This window comes from Rhizobium sp. BK251 (genome assembly GCF_004345245.1).
In the GTDB taxonomy this organism is placed as follows: domain Bacteria; phylum Pseudomonadota; class Alphaproteobacteria; order Rhizobiales; family Rhizobiaceae; genus Rhizobium.
Window position 1 is genome coordinate 118,770 of record NZ_SLUQ01000011.1, and the last position, 16,248, is coordinate 135,017.

The window sequence follows — 16,248 nt, forward strand, 5'->3', positions numbered from 1 at the left end:
CCGGAGGGCGCATAGATTAGCGCGTATCTAGGGGCCTCAGGAATTTGTCTCGCTCCTCTCGTCGAGCAGCGGGCGCGCCGCGCCCATGAATGTTGGAACGCCGCGGAGGACGCCTTGGAACTCGCTTAGCGGGGCCCCCAGGCGCAGGCCACCTTCCGAAATGGTGTACTCCCGGATCGTGCCTTCATGCATTCCCGTTCTCTTTTTAATCACCGAAACCGCTCGTCGGACCTTTCCGTGCGCCTCGAAGTAGCGCAGCAGGAGAACTGAGTCCGCGAGATAGGTTACGTCCACGGGCGTTTTCATGTCGCCAACCAAACCGTGTTGGGCCACCGTGAGGAACGTGCTAACCCCCTGTCGGTTCAGGTATTGCAGCAGCTCGTGCATGTGAAGAATAAGCGAGTTTTCCTCAGGCATTGCGGCCTGATAGCCGTTTACGCTATCGATGAAGACCGTCTTGGCCTGGGCGAAATCCACCCGTTGGCGGACACGATGGGCGAACTCTCCTGGCGACAGTTCCGCCGCGTCCAGCTGTTCGATGTGCAGGGATCCGTCGTCGCGCATTTCTTCGAGATCAATGCCCAATGGCTTCATGCGGTTGAACAGCAGTCCAAGCTCCTCGTCGAAGACGAATACCGCCGCTTTCTCGCCACGCGCGACCGCAGCGCCGACGAACGTCAATCCGAACAGGCTCTTTCCGGTCCCTGCGGGACCAATAATGAGGGTGGAGGAGCCCTTTTCGATGCCTCCCCCGAGCAACGCGTCCAGCTCTGCATTGCCGCTTCCAACCGCACGACGGTCAAACTCGCTATGGTGTTCGACTGCTCGTAGGCGGGGATAGACCGCCACGCCGCCGGTTCGGATGGCAAAGTCGTGATAGCCGCCGCGGAATGCCTGGCCACGATACTTGATCACCCGCAGGCGTCTTCGCTCCGCACCATAATCCGGTGCAAGCTCCTCAAGGCGGACGACGCCATGCACGACGCTGTGGACAGTTTTGTCAAGAACGTCGGCGGTTAGGTCGTCCAGAAGGAGCACGGTGGACCCCTGGCGCGCAAAGTAGTGCTTCAGCGCCAGAATCTGCCGTCGGTATCGCAGCGAGCCTTGCGCAAGCAGTCTGATCTCAGAAAGACTGTCGAGCACAACGCGGTCCGGTCGAACGCGCTCGAACATGTCAAAGATCATCTTCGTCGTTTCGCCAAGCTCAAGGTCCGACGAATAGAGGAGGCTCTGCTGATGGGCGTCGTCGAGAAGACTCTCCGGCGGCACCAACTCGAAAACATTGATGTTTTCGTCAATGGCGAGACCGTGCGACGCGGCGCCCTGGCGCAGTTCCTGCTCCGTTTCCGAAAGCGTTATATAAAGGCCTGTCTCGCCCTTGGCGGCACCTTCGAGGAGAAACTGCAAGGCTATGGTCGTCTTGCCAGTGCCTGGACTTCCCTCGAGAAGAAAGACGTGGCCCCGCGAAAGGCCACCACCGAGTATTTCATCGAGACCGCCGATGCCGGTCCCCGCCTTTTTCTCACCTTCCGTCACGATTGCCTCACCCATTGTCCGTCTTGTCGAGAACTAGAGTAAGTCTGACGGAAGGGAAGCGCGCCAGGGAACTAAACGACAAGATTGGAAACAATGGGCGACCGCATATTGCCCTCGCATCTGCGCAGCGCTTTTGTTGCGGCCGCGCGCTTGCTCAGCCGCCGCGGATCGAGTTGCGCCAGACAAGCTCAGCCCGCAACCTGATCGACGGGACCTCGGCCGCGCTGTCTTCGAGTTGCGTCATGCTCAGCCATTCGACGGCCTTTGCTGCAATGGATGCGACTGGTTGCGCGAACGTTGTCAGCTCGTAGGATGACCACGACGCCTGCTCGATATCGTCGAAACCGGCGACGCAGAGCTGATTTGGGATCGAAATCCCAAATTGATGACGGGCCGCATCCATGAAGCCGCACGCCAGGAGGTCGGTCGCGCAGAATACGGCATCGGGTCTCTCGGAGCGCGTCAGCATACGCTGTGCCAGCACCTTCCCCGCTTCGTATCCGGTCTGGCCGTGGCGCTCGACGACGACATCCATTCCCATGGATGCAGCGGCGGCAACGAAGCCCCGCTCTCGGCCCATCAGGCTAGGCGTTCCGGCTTCCGAGTTGGCAAAAGCAAGCCGCCTGCAACCCGCGCGAAGGAAGGCAGTGGCGATCCGGCCAGCCGACTCGTAGTCGTCGAGATTGATCCGCAATGGCCCCGGTTGATCGTCGTCACGATTGATCAGCACAAGCCTCTGGCCGTTGCGCAGACAGAGCTGCGTGATCGACTTGTCCGGAAGTCCGGAAAGGATGACGGACGCATCCGCGCGATACCGAATGGCCTGGCGCAAGGCACGGTCGACGCTGCCGTCGGAGCGATCGGTGTTGATCAGCATCGCGACCTTCCCGCTGTTCTGAAGCTGCAGGGTCAACTCACGGAGAAGCGCCGAACGATACGGTGTCGCAACGTCGGAAACAATGAGGCACACGATCCCGCTCTCATTGCGCATTAGCCCGCGCGCGAGGTGATTGACGTGGTAGCCTAACTCCTCAGCTGCCTCGAGGACACGCCTGCGCGTTTCGTCCGAGACACTCGCGCCGGGAGTGAATGTACGAGACACGGCCGACCGTGACACGCCCGCCCGGTCGGCGACTTCTCGCGCGCTGATGAAAATCTTCGACGACACCGACAGTCCTCCCCTTGCGCAGAGCCTTGCATTATATTGCACTTGCGTGCAAGTCGAAACGCATCGTCCATTGTGACAGTTTTATGAACAAAGGCGTTGACAGCCCATTCTTCAGCGGGCAAGCTTTGCACACGCTTGCAAAGCGGACGGCGTGGAGGCGCCGTAACGATCTGGAGGAAGATATGCAATTCGTTAAATTGGCTGCGGCAGCGCTCGCCGCGGGTGCGTCCCTTGTCGCCTATTCCGCCCATGCGGCCGGCGATCTAAATGTCATCTGCTCGGCCGATCCGGCTGTCTGCGACCTGATGAAGGGACTGTTCGAAAAACAGACCGACATCACGGTCAACATGGTTCGCCTCTCAGCGGGTGAAACCTATGCAAAGATCCGCGCAGAGGCGCGCAATCCGAAGACGGACATCTGGTGGGCGGGTACTGGCGATCCACACCTGCAGGCGGCCGCCGAGGGCCTGACCCAGGAATACAAGTCGCCTCTTTTCGACCAGTTGCAGGACTGGGCGCAGAAGCAGGCCGAAAGTGCCAACTTCCGAACGGTCGGCGTCTATGCCGGAGCCCTTGGCTGGGGCTACAACACGGAAATCCTGGCAAAGAAGAACCTCAAGGAGCCGAAGTGCTGGGCCGACCTGCTTGATACGTCCTACAAGGGCGAGATCCAGATCGCCAATCCCAACTCGTCCGGCACATCCTACAACACGCTTGCCACGCTCGTGCAGATCATGGGCGAAGACAAAGCCTTCGACTATCTCGGCAAGCTGAACGCCAATGTCTCCCAATACACGAAATCCGGGTCGGCGCCGGTCAAAGCAGCCGCGCGCGGTGAAACCGGCATTGGCATTGTCTTCATGCACGATGCGGTGGCTCAGACGGTCGAGGGCTTTCCGATCAAGACGGTCGCCCCTTGCGAGGGCACCGGCTACGAGATCGGCTCGATGTCGATCGTCAAGGGAGCGAAGAACCTCGAAAACGCGAAGAAATGGTACGACTGGGCGCTCAGCGCGGATGCGCAATCGCATATGAAGGAAGCGAAGTCCTTCCAGTTGCCCTCCAACAAATCTGCGGAAGTTCCCAAGGAAGCGCCTCGCTTCGAAGACATCAAGCTCATCGACTACGACTTCAAGAAATACGGAGATCCTGACGTCCGCAAGGCCCTGCTCGCGCGCTGGGACAAGGAGATCGGCGCGAAGGCGAACTGACGTTCATTACCATCGTCCCAGCAGATCGGAGGCTTCTCCGGTCTGCTCGAAGTCCACCGATGTTGAGCGGAGCAAATCCGACCATGACCAATAGCAACCGACGGCTGGACGTCGCTCTTCTCATCGGCTTTGCCGCCCTCATTCTACTCCCATGGTACCGCATCGAGGGCGGCTTCTTCGGCCTTCGCTGGCTCTCCAGCTTCCCGGGGGATTCCTCCACGGCTCCCGGTATCCTGGAAATTGTCCAGCATGGTCGATGGTGGCTCGCGATCGCCGTCGCGTTTCTTGTTGCCGGCGGCATCGCGCGCTTCCTCTCTGTCTCCAGGACACGCGGCGCGCTGCTTGCATGGGCGGGCGGGCTCGGTCTTCTCTTCCTAGCGCTGCAAGGGCTCGCGATCACCTTCTCCGGCTGGAGTTGGACGATCAGTGAACGCCTCTTTGGGCCGCTTCCTGACGGCCAGCCGTCGATGGGCGCCGGCGCGATCCTGCTCGGCATTGTCTTCATCCTGTTGTTTTCATTCGGTCTCGCCGAACGCGGCGCAATGAAGGGTGATGCCTTCATTGTGAGCGCCATAGCAATGCTGGTCGTGCTGGTGACGGTGTTTGTCTTCTATCCAGTCGGCAGCATGTTTGTCGGTGCATTCCAGGCATTCGACGGTTCTTTCAATCCGGACGGATTTATCGCCAACATACAGGATCCGTCAGTGTGGAGCCTCGGCTGCCTGGTCGGGGGAGATCGCTGCGGCGTTGCCTGGCGAACACTTTGGCTGGCGATCATGACAGCGAGCGGCGCAACGATCCTCGGCCTTTGCTTCGCGCTCGTCGCTACTCGAACGCGATTTCCTTTCAAGAAGGGCCTTCGCCTCCTGACGATCCTGCCGATCATAACGCCACCCTTCGTCGTGGGGCTGGCGCTGACCCTCCTCTTCGGCAGGGCTGGCGTGATTACCCAGGCGGCTGCCTCCATCTTCGGCACGGAACCAGGCCGCTGGCTCTATGGTCTGACCGGCATCTGGATCGCCCAGGTGCTTTCCTTCACCCCGATCTCTTTTCTCGTCCTGATCGGGGTCGTCGAAGGCGTAAGCCCCTCGATGGAAGAAGCCTCCCAGACCTTGCGGGCCGATCGCTGGCGGACCTTCCGGCGCGTCTCGCTGCCGCTGATGAAACCCGGCCTGGCCAATGCATTCCTGATCGGCTTCATCGAGAGCATGGCGGATTTCGGCAATCCCATGGTACTGGGCGGAAGCCATGGCGTACTCTCGACCGAAATCTTCTTTGCGGTCGTCGGTTCGCAGAATGACCCTTCGCGTGCAGCCGTGCTCGCCATGGTCCTGCTGATCTTCACCATGTCGGCCTTCGTCGCCCAGCGGCTCTGGCTCTCGGGCAAGAGCTTCGCGACGGTAACCGGCAAGGGCGATTCCGGCGCCCATATCGCGCTGCCACGCGGATTGTCGATCGCCGTGCACGCGGTTGTCATCCCCTGGATGATCTTCACGATCGTCGTCTATGTGATGATCCTGTTCGGCGGCTTCGTGCGGACCTGGGGTCTCGACAATACGCTGACCTTCGAACACTACGTGAGTGCCTTCTCCATCGGCTGGCGCGATGACGGTGGTCTCGCCTGGACCGGCGTCGCCTGGAATTCCTTCTGGACGACGATGGAGATCGCCCTGATTTCCGCGCCGCTGACGGCGGCCGTCGGCCTCCTCACCGCCTATCTGATTGTCCGCCAGAGGTTCGTCGGCCGAAATCTGTTCGAATTCGCGTTGATGATGAGCTTCGCCATACCCGGGACGGTCATTGGCATCAGCTACATAATGGCCTTCAACCTGCCGCCTCTTGAAATGACCGGCACGGCGCTGATCCTCGTGGCCTGCTTCGTCTTCCGCAACATGCCGGTCGGCGTCCGTGGTGGCGTGGCGGCAATGAGCCAGCTCGACAAGAGCCTCGACGAGGCGTCACTGACGCTTAGAGCCAACAGCTTCCGGACCATCCGCAAGGTGATAGTGCCACTGCTGCGGCCGGCGATCACCGCAGCACTCGTCTATTCCTTCGTGCGTGCTATCACCTCGATCAGCGCGGTCATCTTCCTGGTGAGTGCCCAGTACAACATGTCGACCGCCTATATCGTCGGGCTCGTCGAAAACGGCGAATATGGCATCGCCATCGCCTATTCCTCGGCCCTCATCCTGGTGATGATCACCGTCATTTCCGGTTTCCAGCTTCTCGTCGGTGAGCGGCGGTTGCGGCGCGAAAATCGCGTCGCCCTTGCCGCCCCTACAGCCACCGCGTCCTCGTCCCTCGGTCAGGAGAAAACCGCATGAGCATGAAGTCCCCCGGTTCCGTCGTCTTCGAAAACGTACGCAAGACCTTCGGAGCCTTCACGGCGATTCCGGACCTGTCACTGACAATCGAGCCCGGCACGCTGGTCACGCTTCTCGGGCCATCCGGATGCGGCAAGACGACGACGCTTCGCATGCTGGCGGGGCTGGAGCATCCCTCCGCAGGTCGAATCCTCATCGGCGGCAAGGATGTCACCATGCTTCCGGCCAACGAACGCGACGTTTCCATGGTCTTCCAGTCCTATGCGCTCTTTCCGCACATGACTGCCCTCGACAATGTCGCCTATGGGCTTGAATCCTCCGGTATCCGCCGCAAGGAGGCGCGCGAACGCGCTGAAGAGGGACTGAAGCTCGTTGGCCTTGCAGGCATGGGCCAGCGCCTGCCAGCGGAACTCTCCGGTGGCCAGCAGCAGCGTGTCGCAGTTTCCCGTGCCCTTGTACTCGAGCCGCAGGTCCTTCTGCTCGACGAGCCACTTTCCAATCTGGACGCACGTCTGCGACGACGCGTTCGCACCGAGATCCGCGATCTCCAGCAACGCCTCGGTTTCACAGCGGTCTATGTCACCCATGATCAGGACGAGGCGCTTGCGGTCTCCGACCGGATCATCGTCATGAAGGACGGCGAGATTGCCCAGGCTGGAGCGCCACGCGACCTCTATGACACGCCCGCTTCCGCCTTCATCGCCGATTTCATGGGCGAGGCAAATGTGATCGCATGCAATGTCGTCGGCGCCGACGGAGACTGTGCCACGATCAGCATCGAGGGGCTGCAGCATCGGGTCGCTGGACGAAACGTACGGCCGGGTCCGGCTCAGCTCGCCATCCGTCCCAACGCCATCACCCTGACACCGAGGACGACGGACGGGCCGTTCAACGGCCAGATCACCCACGCCGCCTATCTCGGCGACCACGTCGAATATGAAGTGAGGACAAGCAACGGCATGCTGTTCGTCGTCGATCCCGGCGTCGAGCGTGCACTTGCGCCGCAGACCGAAGTGACGATCGGTTTCAAGAATCGCGGCATTGCCCTTATCGGCGGCTGAAGTCCGCAGAACGCATTTTCAGGAGAAGGACCATCCCATGACGTCGCATGTCGTACCCGGCCTCGAAGCACGCCTGGCACTCGCCGAAGCGGTTGCCCGCGAGGCGGGAAAAGTAGCGCTCGACTATTTTAACAAACGCGAAACGCTTATCGTTGAAACCAAGCGCGATCCGCAGGACGTCGTGTCGATCGCCGATCGCGAAGTGGAAGACCTTGTTCGCGCGCGGTTCCGCGAGGCCTATCCGACTGACGGCATCCTCGGAGAGGAGCATGGCCTGGAGACGGGTTCGTCCGGATTCACCTGGGTTGTCGATCCGATCGACGGCACGAGCCCATTCGTCAACGGCATGCCAAACTGGTGCGTATCGATCGGCCTGCTCCACGATGGCGTTCCGGTGGTCGGTGTCATCTCGGCGCCCTGCCACGAGGAGATCTACGCCGCCGCCCTTGGCATGGGCGCGACGCTCAACGGTCAACGGCTCGCGCTCGATCCGTCTCGGACAATCCGCAATGCCGTCACGGGGATCGGCGCCAACAACTACGTCACGCCCGCCGTCGTCGGCAAAATGGTCGAGGCACTGCTGGAGGCTGGTGGCAATTTCATCCGCAACGGCTCTGGAGCGCTGATGCTCGCCTATGTCGCGGCGGGCCGATTGGTCGGCTACTACGAACCTTATATGCATGCCTGGGATTGCATGGCGGGCTATTGCCTCGTTAAGGAAGCCGGCGGCTGGTATCATCCTTTTCCGACCGAGGGCGAGAAACTGACGAAGGGTGCGCCCGTGCTGGCTGCCGCTCCCGGTGCCATCGACGACCTTAGAAAGATCGCCGGAGTTTGAGGGCCGCTCGACAGATCGCGAAGACGTCCTAGTTATTCGCGTGCACAGCTGTGCACCGAGACGCACTTCGCGCTCGAGCAGCCCAGCAGAAGAGCATTCGGGAGGACCGAGGAGGGTCTTTCCGGGGGAGTTGCCGATTTCCGGCGACCGACAAAATGGAGGGAGGAACCATGTCCAGACGTCTACTTCACGTTACCGCTGCAGCGATCGCACTTTCTGCGGGCAGCACACAGTGCGCCTTTGCCGTCACGGAACTGCAGTGGTGGCATGCCATGGCCGGTGCCAACAACGAGGTCGTCGACCAGCTATCCAAGGAATTCAACGAGAGCCAGAGCGAATACAAGATCGTGCCGGTCTTCAAGGGCACCTATCCAGAGGCGCTCAATGCCGGCATCGCCGCATTCCGCGCCAAGCAGCCGCCGGCGATCCTGCAGGTGTTCGACGCCGGTAGCGGCTTGATGATGGCCGCAGAAGGGGCCGTCGTGCCGGCTGCCCAAGTGCTGGAGAAAGGTGGCTACACCTTCGACAAATCGGAATATCTGCCGGGCATCGTTGCCTATTATTCGAAGCCGGACGGAACGATGCTGTCCTTCCCCTACAACTCCTCGTCGCCGATCCTCTACTACAACAAGGATATCTTCACCAAGGCCGGGCTCGATGCCGAGGCGCCGCCGAAAACCTGGCCTGAAGTCTTCGAGGCGGCCAAGAAGATCAAGTCGAGCGGTGCGGCGCCCTGCGGATTCACCTCGACGTGGCTCACCTGGATCCAAACGGAGAATTTCGCCGCGTGGAACAATGTCGCCTATGGGACGAATGAGAATGGTCTTGGCGGCACCGATGTTACGCTTGAGTTCAACTCACCGCTCTTCGTGCAGCATTTTCAGGCGATCGCCGACCTCGCAAAGGACGGCACCTTCCGTTACGGCGGCAGGACCTCGGAGGCGAAACAGCTCTTCACTTCCGGCGAGTGCGGGATCATGACGGAATCCTCCGGCGGGCTTGGCGACATCATCAAATCCAAGATGAACTACGGTATCGGCCAGCTCCCCTACTACGGGGACGATGGCCGGCCGCAAAACACCATCCCAGGCGGAGCGAGCCTCTGGGTCTTCGCCGGAAAGTCCGATGCCGAATACAAGGGTATCGCCGAGTTCTTCCACTTTCTCTCTCAGACCAAAATCCAGGCGCGCCTGCATCAGGTTTCCGGCTACATGCCGGTCACGATGGCCGCCTACGAGGAGACGAAGAAGTCGGGTTTCTACGACAAGAACCCTGGACGCGAGACGCCGATCCTGCAGATGATGGGCAAGGCACCAACAGAGAACTCGAAGGGCGTTCGCCTGATCAACCTGCCTCAGGTGCGCGACATCATGAACGAAGAGTTCGAAGCCATGCTTGCCGGCAAACAGGATGCGAAGACGACGCTCGACCGGGCCGTCGAGCGCGGCAACGCTGCGATCCAGCAGGCGCTCGGCAACTGAAGTCTCCTGTTGCCCGCGGCTTCCTCGCCGCGGGCCTCTCTTCCGCTTTGCAGGAGGCCGCATTGCAGCGCGTTGTCTTTCCCAACAAGATCCTTCCCTATTTCCTGGTCGCGCCACAGATCGCGCTGACCGTGGTCTTCTTCTTCTGGCCGGCGAGCCAGGCGCTCTATCAGTCGATGCAGCGCGAGGACCCGTTCGGTCTGAAGAGCGGCTTCGTGGGGCTTACTAATTTTCGCGCGGTGCTCTCGGACGAGAATTATCTGCATTCATTGCAGGTGACGATCGTCTTCAGCGTGGCGACTGCGCTCCTTGCGATGGTCGTGGCTCTGGTGCTAGCGACCGCGGCCGACAAGGTCGTGCGCGCACAAGGCTTCTATCGCACTCTGCTGATCTGGCCCTATGCCGTGGCTCCCGCAGTCGCCGGCATGCTCTGGCTCTTCATGTTCAATCCCGCCATGGGAACCTTCGCCTATCTCCTTAGGCGCAACGGTTTTCCATGGGATCCGCTGCTCAACGGCAACCAGGCCATGGCTCTGGTGATCATTGCCGCTGCCTGGAAGCAGATAAGCTACAACTTCCTTTTCTTCGTCGCCGGCCTGCAGGCAATCCCGAAATCGCTGATTGAAGCAGCGGCGATCGACGGCGCACGAGGCTCCAGACGCTTCTGGACCATCGTCTTCCCGCTGCTGGCGCCGACGACCTTCTTCCTGTTGGTCGTCAACACTGTCTATGCCTTCTTCGACACCTTCGGCATTATCCACGCGGTGACCGGCGGCGGTCCCGCCAAGGCAACTGAAACACTCGTCTACAAGGTCTATAATGACGGCTTTGTGAATCTCAATCTCGGCTCCTCGGCGGCCCAGTCGGTTATTCTGATGGTGATCGTCATCGCACTCACCGCCTTCCAGTTCCGCTTCGTGGAACGCCGGGTTCATTATGGGTGAGGTCGGCCGATGATTGAAAAACGCCCTGTCGCCACCCTTCTCGGCCACCTGATGCTGATCATCGGGATCATCATCGTAGCGTTCCCGATCTATTATACGTTCGTTGCCTCTACGATGACCTCGGCGGAAATCCTGCGTCCGCCGATCACCCTTCTGCCAGGCGCGCACTTTGCCGAGAACTACACAGAGGCGCTCTCCGGCGGCGTGGAGCGCGTCGTCGGCGTCAGCCTTGAAAGGATGCTGTGGAACACGTTCGTCGTTTCCCTGGCAATCGCCGTCGGCAAAATCGCGATCTCGTTCCTCTCTGCCTTTGCGATCGTATTCTTCCGCTTTCCCTTCCGGATGGGTTTCTTCTGGATGATATTCATCACCCTGATGCTGCCGGTCGAGGTGCGAATCCTCCCGACCTACAAGGTGATCGTCGACCTCGGCCTTATCGACACCTACGCCGGGCTGACATTGCCGCTCATGGCCTCGGCGACGGCGACCTTCCTCTTCCGTCAGTTCTTTCTGACAATTCCCGGCGAGCTGGTGGAGGCGGCCCGTATCGACAATGCCGGCCCGTTCCGCTTCATGCGGGATATCCTACTGCCGCTGTCGCGCACGAACATCGCAGCACTCTTCGTCATCCTCTTCATCTTTGGCTGGACGCAGTACCTCTGGCCACTGCTCGTCACGAATGATGCGCGGATGACGACAATCATCATCGGACTGCGCAAGATGGTGGATTTTGCCGATGCCGCGACGCCTTGGAACTTCGTGATGGTGACAGCGATCCTCGCCATCATCCCGCCGATCGTCATCGTCGTGTTGATGCAGCGCTGGTTTGTCAAAGGTCTGGTGGAGACGGAGAAATAATGGCCGGTATCAAGCTTAAAGGCGTCCGCAAGACCTATGGCGGCGGAACAGAAATCATCAAGGGTCTATCGCTCGACATCGGCGATGGCGAACTCGTCGTTCTCGTCGGCCCGTCGGGCTGTGGCAAGTCCACATTGCTTCGGATGATCGCGGGACTGGAGAGCATCAGCGCGGGCGACATATTGATCGGCGAACGGAAGGTCAACCAGTTGGAGCCGTCCGAACGCGACATTGCCATGGTCTTCCAGAACTACGCGCTCTATCCGCACATGACAGTGCGCCAAAACCTCTCCTATGGCCTGAGAAACCGCAACGTCCCCAAGGACGAAATCGAGCGCCGCATCCTGAAGGCCGCGAGGTCACTCGAGATCGAGCCATTCCTCGAGCGCAAGCCGCGCCAACTCTCCGGTGGCCAGCGACAGCGCGTCGCCATGGGACGGGCCATCGTGCGCGAACCGGCGGCTTTCCTCTTCGACGAGCCGTTGTCCAACCTCGATGCAAAATTGCGCGTACAAATGCGGGTCGAGATCAAGCGACTCCAGCGGTCGCTTACAACGACAAGCGTCTATGTGACCCATGACCAGATGGAAGCAATGACGCTTGCCGATCGGCTTGTCGTCCTGAATGAAGGGCAAATCGAACAAGTTGGCACGCCGATTGAACTTTACGAAAGGCCCGCGACGGCATTCGTCGCGACCTTCATCGGCTCGCCATCAATGAACCTTCTCGAAATGGCCAAGGGTGGTTTCGATCTCGTCGAGCGTTCCTTTCCGCAGAACGCAAGGACGCTCGGTATCCGCCCCGAGAACCTCGAACCCGCGGGCACCGGAAAACCCACCGCCCTGACGGCAGAAGTAACCGTCAGGGCCGTGGAACTCGTCGGTGCCGAAAGTTACGTGCATGGCAGCCTGCCAAACGAACAGGACATCGTCTTTCGCATTCCAGGGCGCTCGCAGATCGCGATCGACGAACGCATGTCGATTGGAGCGGTTCGGGAGGACCTGCATTTCTTCGACGGAACCGGCCAGCGCATTTCTGAAGCGCAGAGCTAGTCGGCAGCTAGCTTTCTTTGGCATGAAACTGGAGAAGGAGCGCCTTGAGTTCGGGTTCGCGCACGCGTCTCGAGGCCTCCGCAAGGGAAAATAACCCCTTCCGTCTCTCGCCTTTCTCTCTGAAATCGCAGGGGGGCTCGATGCAAGAGCGACCTGGAAAATACATCCACCATGCAGGGCATCGGGCCGCCGTTCGTCCACAATCTTCAGGTCAAGTGTGGTACAAGAGAGATGACTATCGCGGATGGGGGCGCTTGCTTTCACTCCGCGTCGAGATCGCCCGCACTCCGATTCTTATCAAGCTTAAGCCAAAAATAGGCGTAAGGCTGGAATGTCATGGCATAGGCCTTGTGCTCGATAATCGGAAAAGCGGCGCCCCCCGTCAGTTCGACCGGCGTAAACCCGTTGAACTTCGACAGCCCAATTTGGGTGGCCTGCGCCGTGTTCGAGAGATTGGCAACACAGAGGATCCGGTCGTCCCCATCGGCTCGGACAAAGGCAATGACGCTGTCGTTGTCCGTCTTCACAAAGCGCATCTGCCCACGGGCGAAAGCGGTGTGTGAGGCCCGCAAAGCGAGCACCTGCCGGACCCAGTTCAGCAGCGAATGAGCATCGTCCTCCTGATCTTTGACATTGATCGCGGCATAGCCGAACTGGGCATTGGCGATAACGGGAAGTGCAAGAGCTGAAGGCGGCGCATTCGAGAAACCGGCATTTTTCTCGTCTGCCCACTGCATGGGAGTGCGGACCCCATCGCGGTCGCCGAGCTCGATATTATCGCCCATACCGATTTCGTCGCCGTAGTAGAGCACGGGACTGCCAGGAAGCGATAGCAGCAGCATGTGCAGAAGCTCTATCCGGCGCCTGTCCTGGTCCATAAGGGGTGACAGGCGGCGACGGATGCCGAGATTGAGCCTGGCGCGCTTGTCGGCTGCATATTTTTCCCAAAGAAAATTCCGCTCGGCCTCGCTGACCATCTCCAATGTCAGCTCATCATGGTTGCGCAGGAAGATCGCCCATTGGCAGTCGTCCGGTATAGGCAGGGTCTGGCGCATGATGGTCTTGATCGGCTTGCTGCTTGCCTTGGCAACCGCACTGAATATTCGGGGCATGAGGGGAAAATGGAACGCCATGTGGCACTCGTCGCCCTCACCAAAATATTCCCGCGCCTCCTTCGGCCAAAGATTGGCCTCGGCCAGCAGGATCACCTCGGGATGCGTTTCTTCCAGTGTCCTGCGAAGGTGCTTCAGCAAGGCATGCGTTTCCGGGAGGTTCTCGCTCTTGGTCTTCTCACGCTCAATCAGATGCGGAACGGCGTCGAGACGGAACCCATCGACCCCCTTGTCCAGCCAGAAACGCATGATCTTCAGCAATTCCTCGACCACTATCGGATTACGGAAATTGAGGTCAGGCTGGTGCGCGTAGAAGCGATGCCAGTAGTAGGCCCCAGCGACCGGATCCCAGCTCCAGTTCGAGGTTTCGGAGTCGATGAAGATGATACGTGTCCCTGCGAACTTTTCGTCTGTGTCGGACCAGACATAGTAGTCACGCTCTTTGGAATCAGCACGGGCGCGCCGCGCGCTTTGGAACCACGGGTGCTCGTCGGAAGTGTGATTGATTACCAGCTCAACGATGATCCTGATGTTTCGCTGATGCGCCGCCGTGACGAAAACCTCGAAGTCCCGGACGGATCCGTATTCGGGACTGACATTTGTATAGTCAGTGACATCGTATCCGCCGTCGCGGCCGGGCGATGGATAAAAGGGAAGCAGCCAGATGGTGTTGACACCAAGCGATTCAATATAATCGAGCTTTTGGGTGAGACCGGCGAAATCCCCGATACCGTCCCCGTTCGCATCGCTGAAAGACCTTACGTGGAGATGATAGATGACGGCGTCCTTGTGCCACAGAGGGCCGCGCCTTTCATTTCTGCTTTTTGCCGTCATGGGGCGATCACTCGCCCGGCTGTGTTGCTGACGGCCGTGGCGATATGTAAATAGCCGCGCCGGTGAAACGTCCCAACACGGAAAGATTGTTCCACCGCATCTGGAAAGACGAGGTCCGCGATCGCGGATGCGGCGAACCAGACGGCCGCGAAATACAAGGGGAGTGCTCGCCGCGTGGCACGAAACGTTCGGGTAACGGCAGGCGCATAGCTCATGAGGCGGGCTCCGAGACGAGGTCGTCGAGGGCTTCACCAGAACACGCGACGCCGTCCATTGTTCCTGACTTTCGGAACAATGAAATTCCATGAATGGTTTACACGGCACCGATGTCCACAAAGGGAGGTCATCAGTGTTGTTCGATGAACTGATGCCGATAACACCCGGTTGGGATGACATGTTCGTGCGTATCGCGGCAACCTTGATCGCCGGTGGCGTAATCGGGTTGAATCGAGAGAAAGGCGGTCATGCTGCGGGACTGCGAACCACTTGTTGGTCGGACTCGCGGCATGCATTGCGATGATCCAGGCGAATCTATTGCTAGCCACAAGCACTAATGTCAGCGGGTCGATGGACATCCTGCGCTATCCGCTCGGTGTTCTGACCGGCGTCGGTTTTATCGGCGGCGGCGCTATCCTCCGCCGTGGCGATATCGCTACTGGCGTTACGACTGCGGCAACCCTCTGGCTCATCACAGTCATCGGCCTTTGCTTTGGGGGAGGACAGGTTGTCCTCGGCGCGATCGCCACCATCGCGGCATTCCTGATCCTCTCGCCGTTCAAGACCCTTGGAGAGAAGGTTTCCTGCGAGCAGAAGGGCTGCGTCGGCATAAAGGTACCCAAAGGTTCACCAATTCCGACGATCAAATCCGAGCTGCCCTACAGGCTGGAACCGTGCTTGACAAGTATTCAGCACCACGACGGGCAGTTCGACGAGATAGTTTACGAGTTGCATTGGTACGCGGCGAATGCTCAATCTGCAGAGGCAGTTGTCCGTAACCTGCAGGATCGCTTCGAGACAATCCGTTTCGTGCATCGGTCGACCGTTTCCTGAACAAGGATGACGCTGTGGTGAACCATGACGCTGGCACCCCGGCTTCGAGGTAGCCCGAGACTCGATCACTGCCTTAAGCGGCCAGGAACGAGCCTGCCGCCTGGTGCTGAAACCCAAGCCCGCGCGCCACAGAGCTGTGCTACGGGTAGGCCGCGCGCTGGCGTCGCAGCGCGCGGCCATCTTGGACCATCAGCGAACGGTCTGCGCGTTATGTCGATCATGGCTTTGTCTGCTGGCTTCCAGGGTGTCGAGCGGCTCGACTGCAACTCTTGACCGAAAGCCCGGATGTTGCTGCTCGTCCGATCCCAGTATTCACTAGGATTTTTGCGTGTCGTTTGCGCGTGCGGCCATATTGACGAATGGCGGTCGCTTCAGCCCTCTTGGTGGTCTGGCGTCGCAATTCGTTTGAGCGGATCCCCGTATCGGTTGGCTCCTGAGCGATGGGGCGAAGACGACAATCCCGCCTAGTGCGCGAGCTCAACCTGCGCCTCGCGAGCCGCCGCAATGAATGCTCTGCGCGCCAGGGCCGGAGTAAACAGCCCCTCTTCAACGCCGGAGCATATTGGAAGACCTGCAAAGAAGTGACCTCCGTTAGTAGCCGGCCACGTGTTGAGAAGTATTATTAGAGCTTCGCCTACAGAGGTCACGGGGATGCGCCCTCCATTTTTGTCGCAGACCACAACGGCTCCGCCCCAATCCGTGTCTGGCATCCTAAGACGCATCGAAGACGCGTCGCCGCGCGGTTGGCAGGATGCCGCCCAGAATAAAGGCTTCCTCGT

At 59.8% G+C, this 16,248-nt stretch carries 10 protein-coding genes and 2 pseudogenes; 9 read left to right on the forward strand and 3 right to left on the reverse strand.

Annotation, left to right across the window (positions count from 1 at the left end):
* Positions 1-36: 36 nt before the first annotated feature.
* Together EV286_RS26435 and EV286_RS26440 are read right to left on the reverse strand one after the other, a co-directional pair.
* Positions 37-1,551 carry an ATPase domain-containing protein gene (locus EV286_RS26435; RefSeq protein WP_132960159.1) on the reverse strand — a complete coding sequence of 505 codons (1,515 nt, stop codon included), beginning with the start codon at positions 1,549-1,551 and terminating at the stop codon, positions 37-39.
* A gap of 139 nt (positions 1,552-1,690) precedes the next feature.
* Positions 1,691-2,704 carry a substrate-binding domain-containing protein gene (locus tag EV286_RS26440; RefSeq protein ID WP_132960161.1) on the reverse strand — a complete coding sequence of 338 codons (1,014 nt, stop codon included), beginning with the start codon at positions 2,702-2,704 and terminating at the stop codon, positions 1,691-1,693.
* Positions 2,705-2,886: 182 nt separating this feature from the next.
* Here EV286_RS26440 and EV286_RS26445 point away from each other — a divergent pair, with 182 nt between their 5' ends.
* The 8 genes from EV286_RS26445 to EV286_RS26480 all read left to right on the forward strand — a co-directional run bounded on the left by EV286_RS26445 (position 2,887) and on the right by EV286_RS26480 (position 12,473).
* The gene (locus tag EV286_RS26445) at positions 2,887-3,915 is read left to right on the forward strand and encodes an ABC transporter substrate-binding protein (RefSeq protein WP_132960163.1); all 1,029 of its coding nucleotides are present in this window, start codon (positions 2,887-2,889) and stop codon (positions 3,913-3,915) included.
* Between the two features lie 83 nt (positions 3,916-3,998).
* Entirely contained in the window at positions 3,999-6,239 is a 2,241-nt protein-coding gene (locus tag EV286_RS26450; protein ID WP_132960164.1) for an iron ABC transporter permease, read from the forward strand.
* Positions 6,236-7,300 (forward strand): ABC transporter ATP-binding protein, encoded by a 1,065-nt coding sequence (locus EV286_RS26455; protein ID WP_132960166.1) that lies wholly within the window; start codon positions 6,236-6,238, stop codon positions 7,298-7,300. The genes EV286_RS26450 and EV286_RS26455 overlap by 4 nt, the downstream gene beginning before the upstream one ends.
* A gap of 37 nt (positions 7,301-7,337) precedes the next feature.
* Positions 7,338-8,138, forward strand: a complete 801-nt coding sequence (locus EV286_RS26460) for an inositol monophosphatase family protein (RefSeq protein WP_132960167.1) — start codon at positions 7,338-7,340, stop codon at positions 8,136-8,138.
* Positions 8,139-8,308: 170 nt separating this feature from the next.
* Complete coding sequence (ugpB, locus tag EV286_RS26465) at positions 8,309-9,619, forward strand: sn-glycerol-3-phosphate ABC transporter substrate-binding protein UgpB (protein WP_132960168.1); 1,311 nt, start codon at positions 8,309-8,311, stop codon at positions 9,617-9,619.
* 62 nt (positions 9,620-9,681) lie between these two features.
* Positions 9,682-10,563 (forward strand): sn-glycerol-3-phosphate ABC transporter permease UgpA, encoded by an 882-nt coding sequence (gene ugpA, locus EV286_RS26470; protein ID WP_132960170.1) that lies wholly within the window; start codon positions 9,682-9,684, stop codon positions 10,561-10,563.
* Positions 10,564-10,572: 9 nt separating this feature from the next.
* Positions 10,573-11,421 carry a sn-glycerol-3-phosphate ABC transporter permease UgpE gene (gene ugpE / locus EV286_RS26475; RefSeq protein ID WP_132960171.1) on the forward strand — a complete coding sequence of 283 codons (849 nt, stop codon included), beginning with the start codon at positions 10,573-10,575 and terminating at the stop codon, positions 11,419-11,421.
* Entirely contained in the window at positions 11,421-12,473 is a 1,053-nt protein-coding gene (locus EV286_RS26480; protein ID WP_132960172.1) for a sn-glycerol-3-phosphate import ATP-binding protein UgpC, read from the forward strand. The genes ugpE and EV286_RS26480 overlap by 1 nt, the downstream gene beginning before the upstream one ends.
* 296 nt (positions 12,474-12,769) lie before the next feature.
* Here the strand turns inward: EV286_RS26480 and treS are convergent.
* Positions 12,770-14,419, reverse strand: a pseudogene (gene treS, locus EV286_RS26485) (maltose alpha-D-glucosyltransferase); the annotation flags it as partial.
* Positions 14,420-14,899: 480 nt separating this feature from the next.
* Between treS and EV286_RS26490 the strand changes: the two are divergent.
* Positions 14,900-15,469, forward strand: a pseudogene (locus tag EV286_RS26490) (MgtC/SapB family protein); the annotation flags it as partial.
* Between the last annotated feature and the right edge of the window lie 779 nt (positions 15,470-16,248).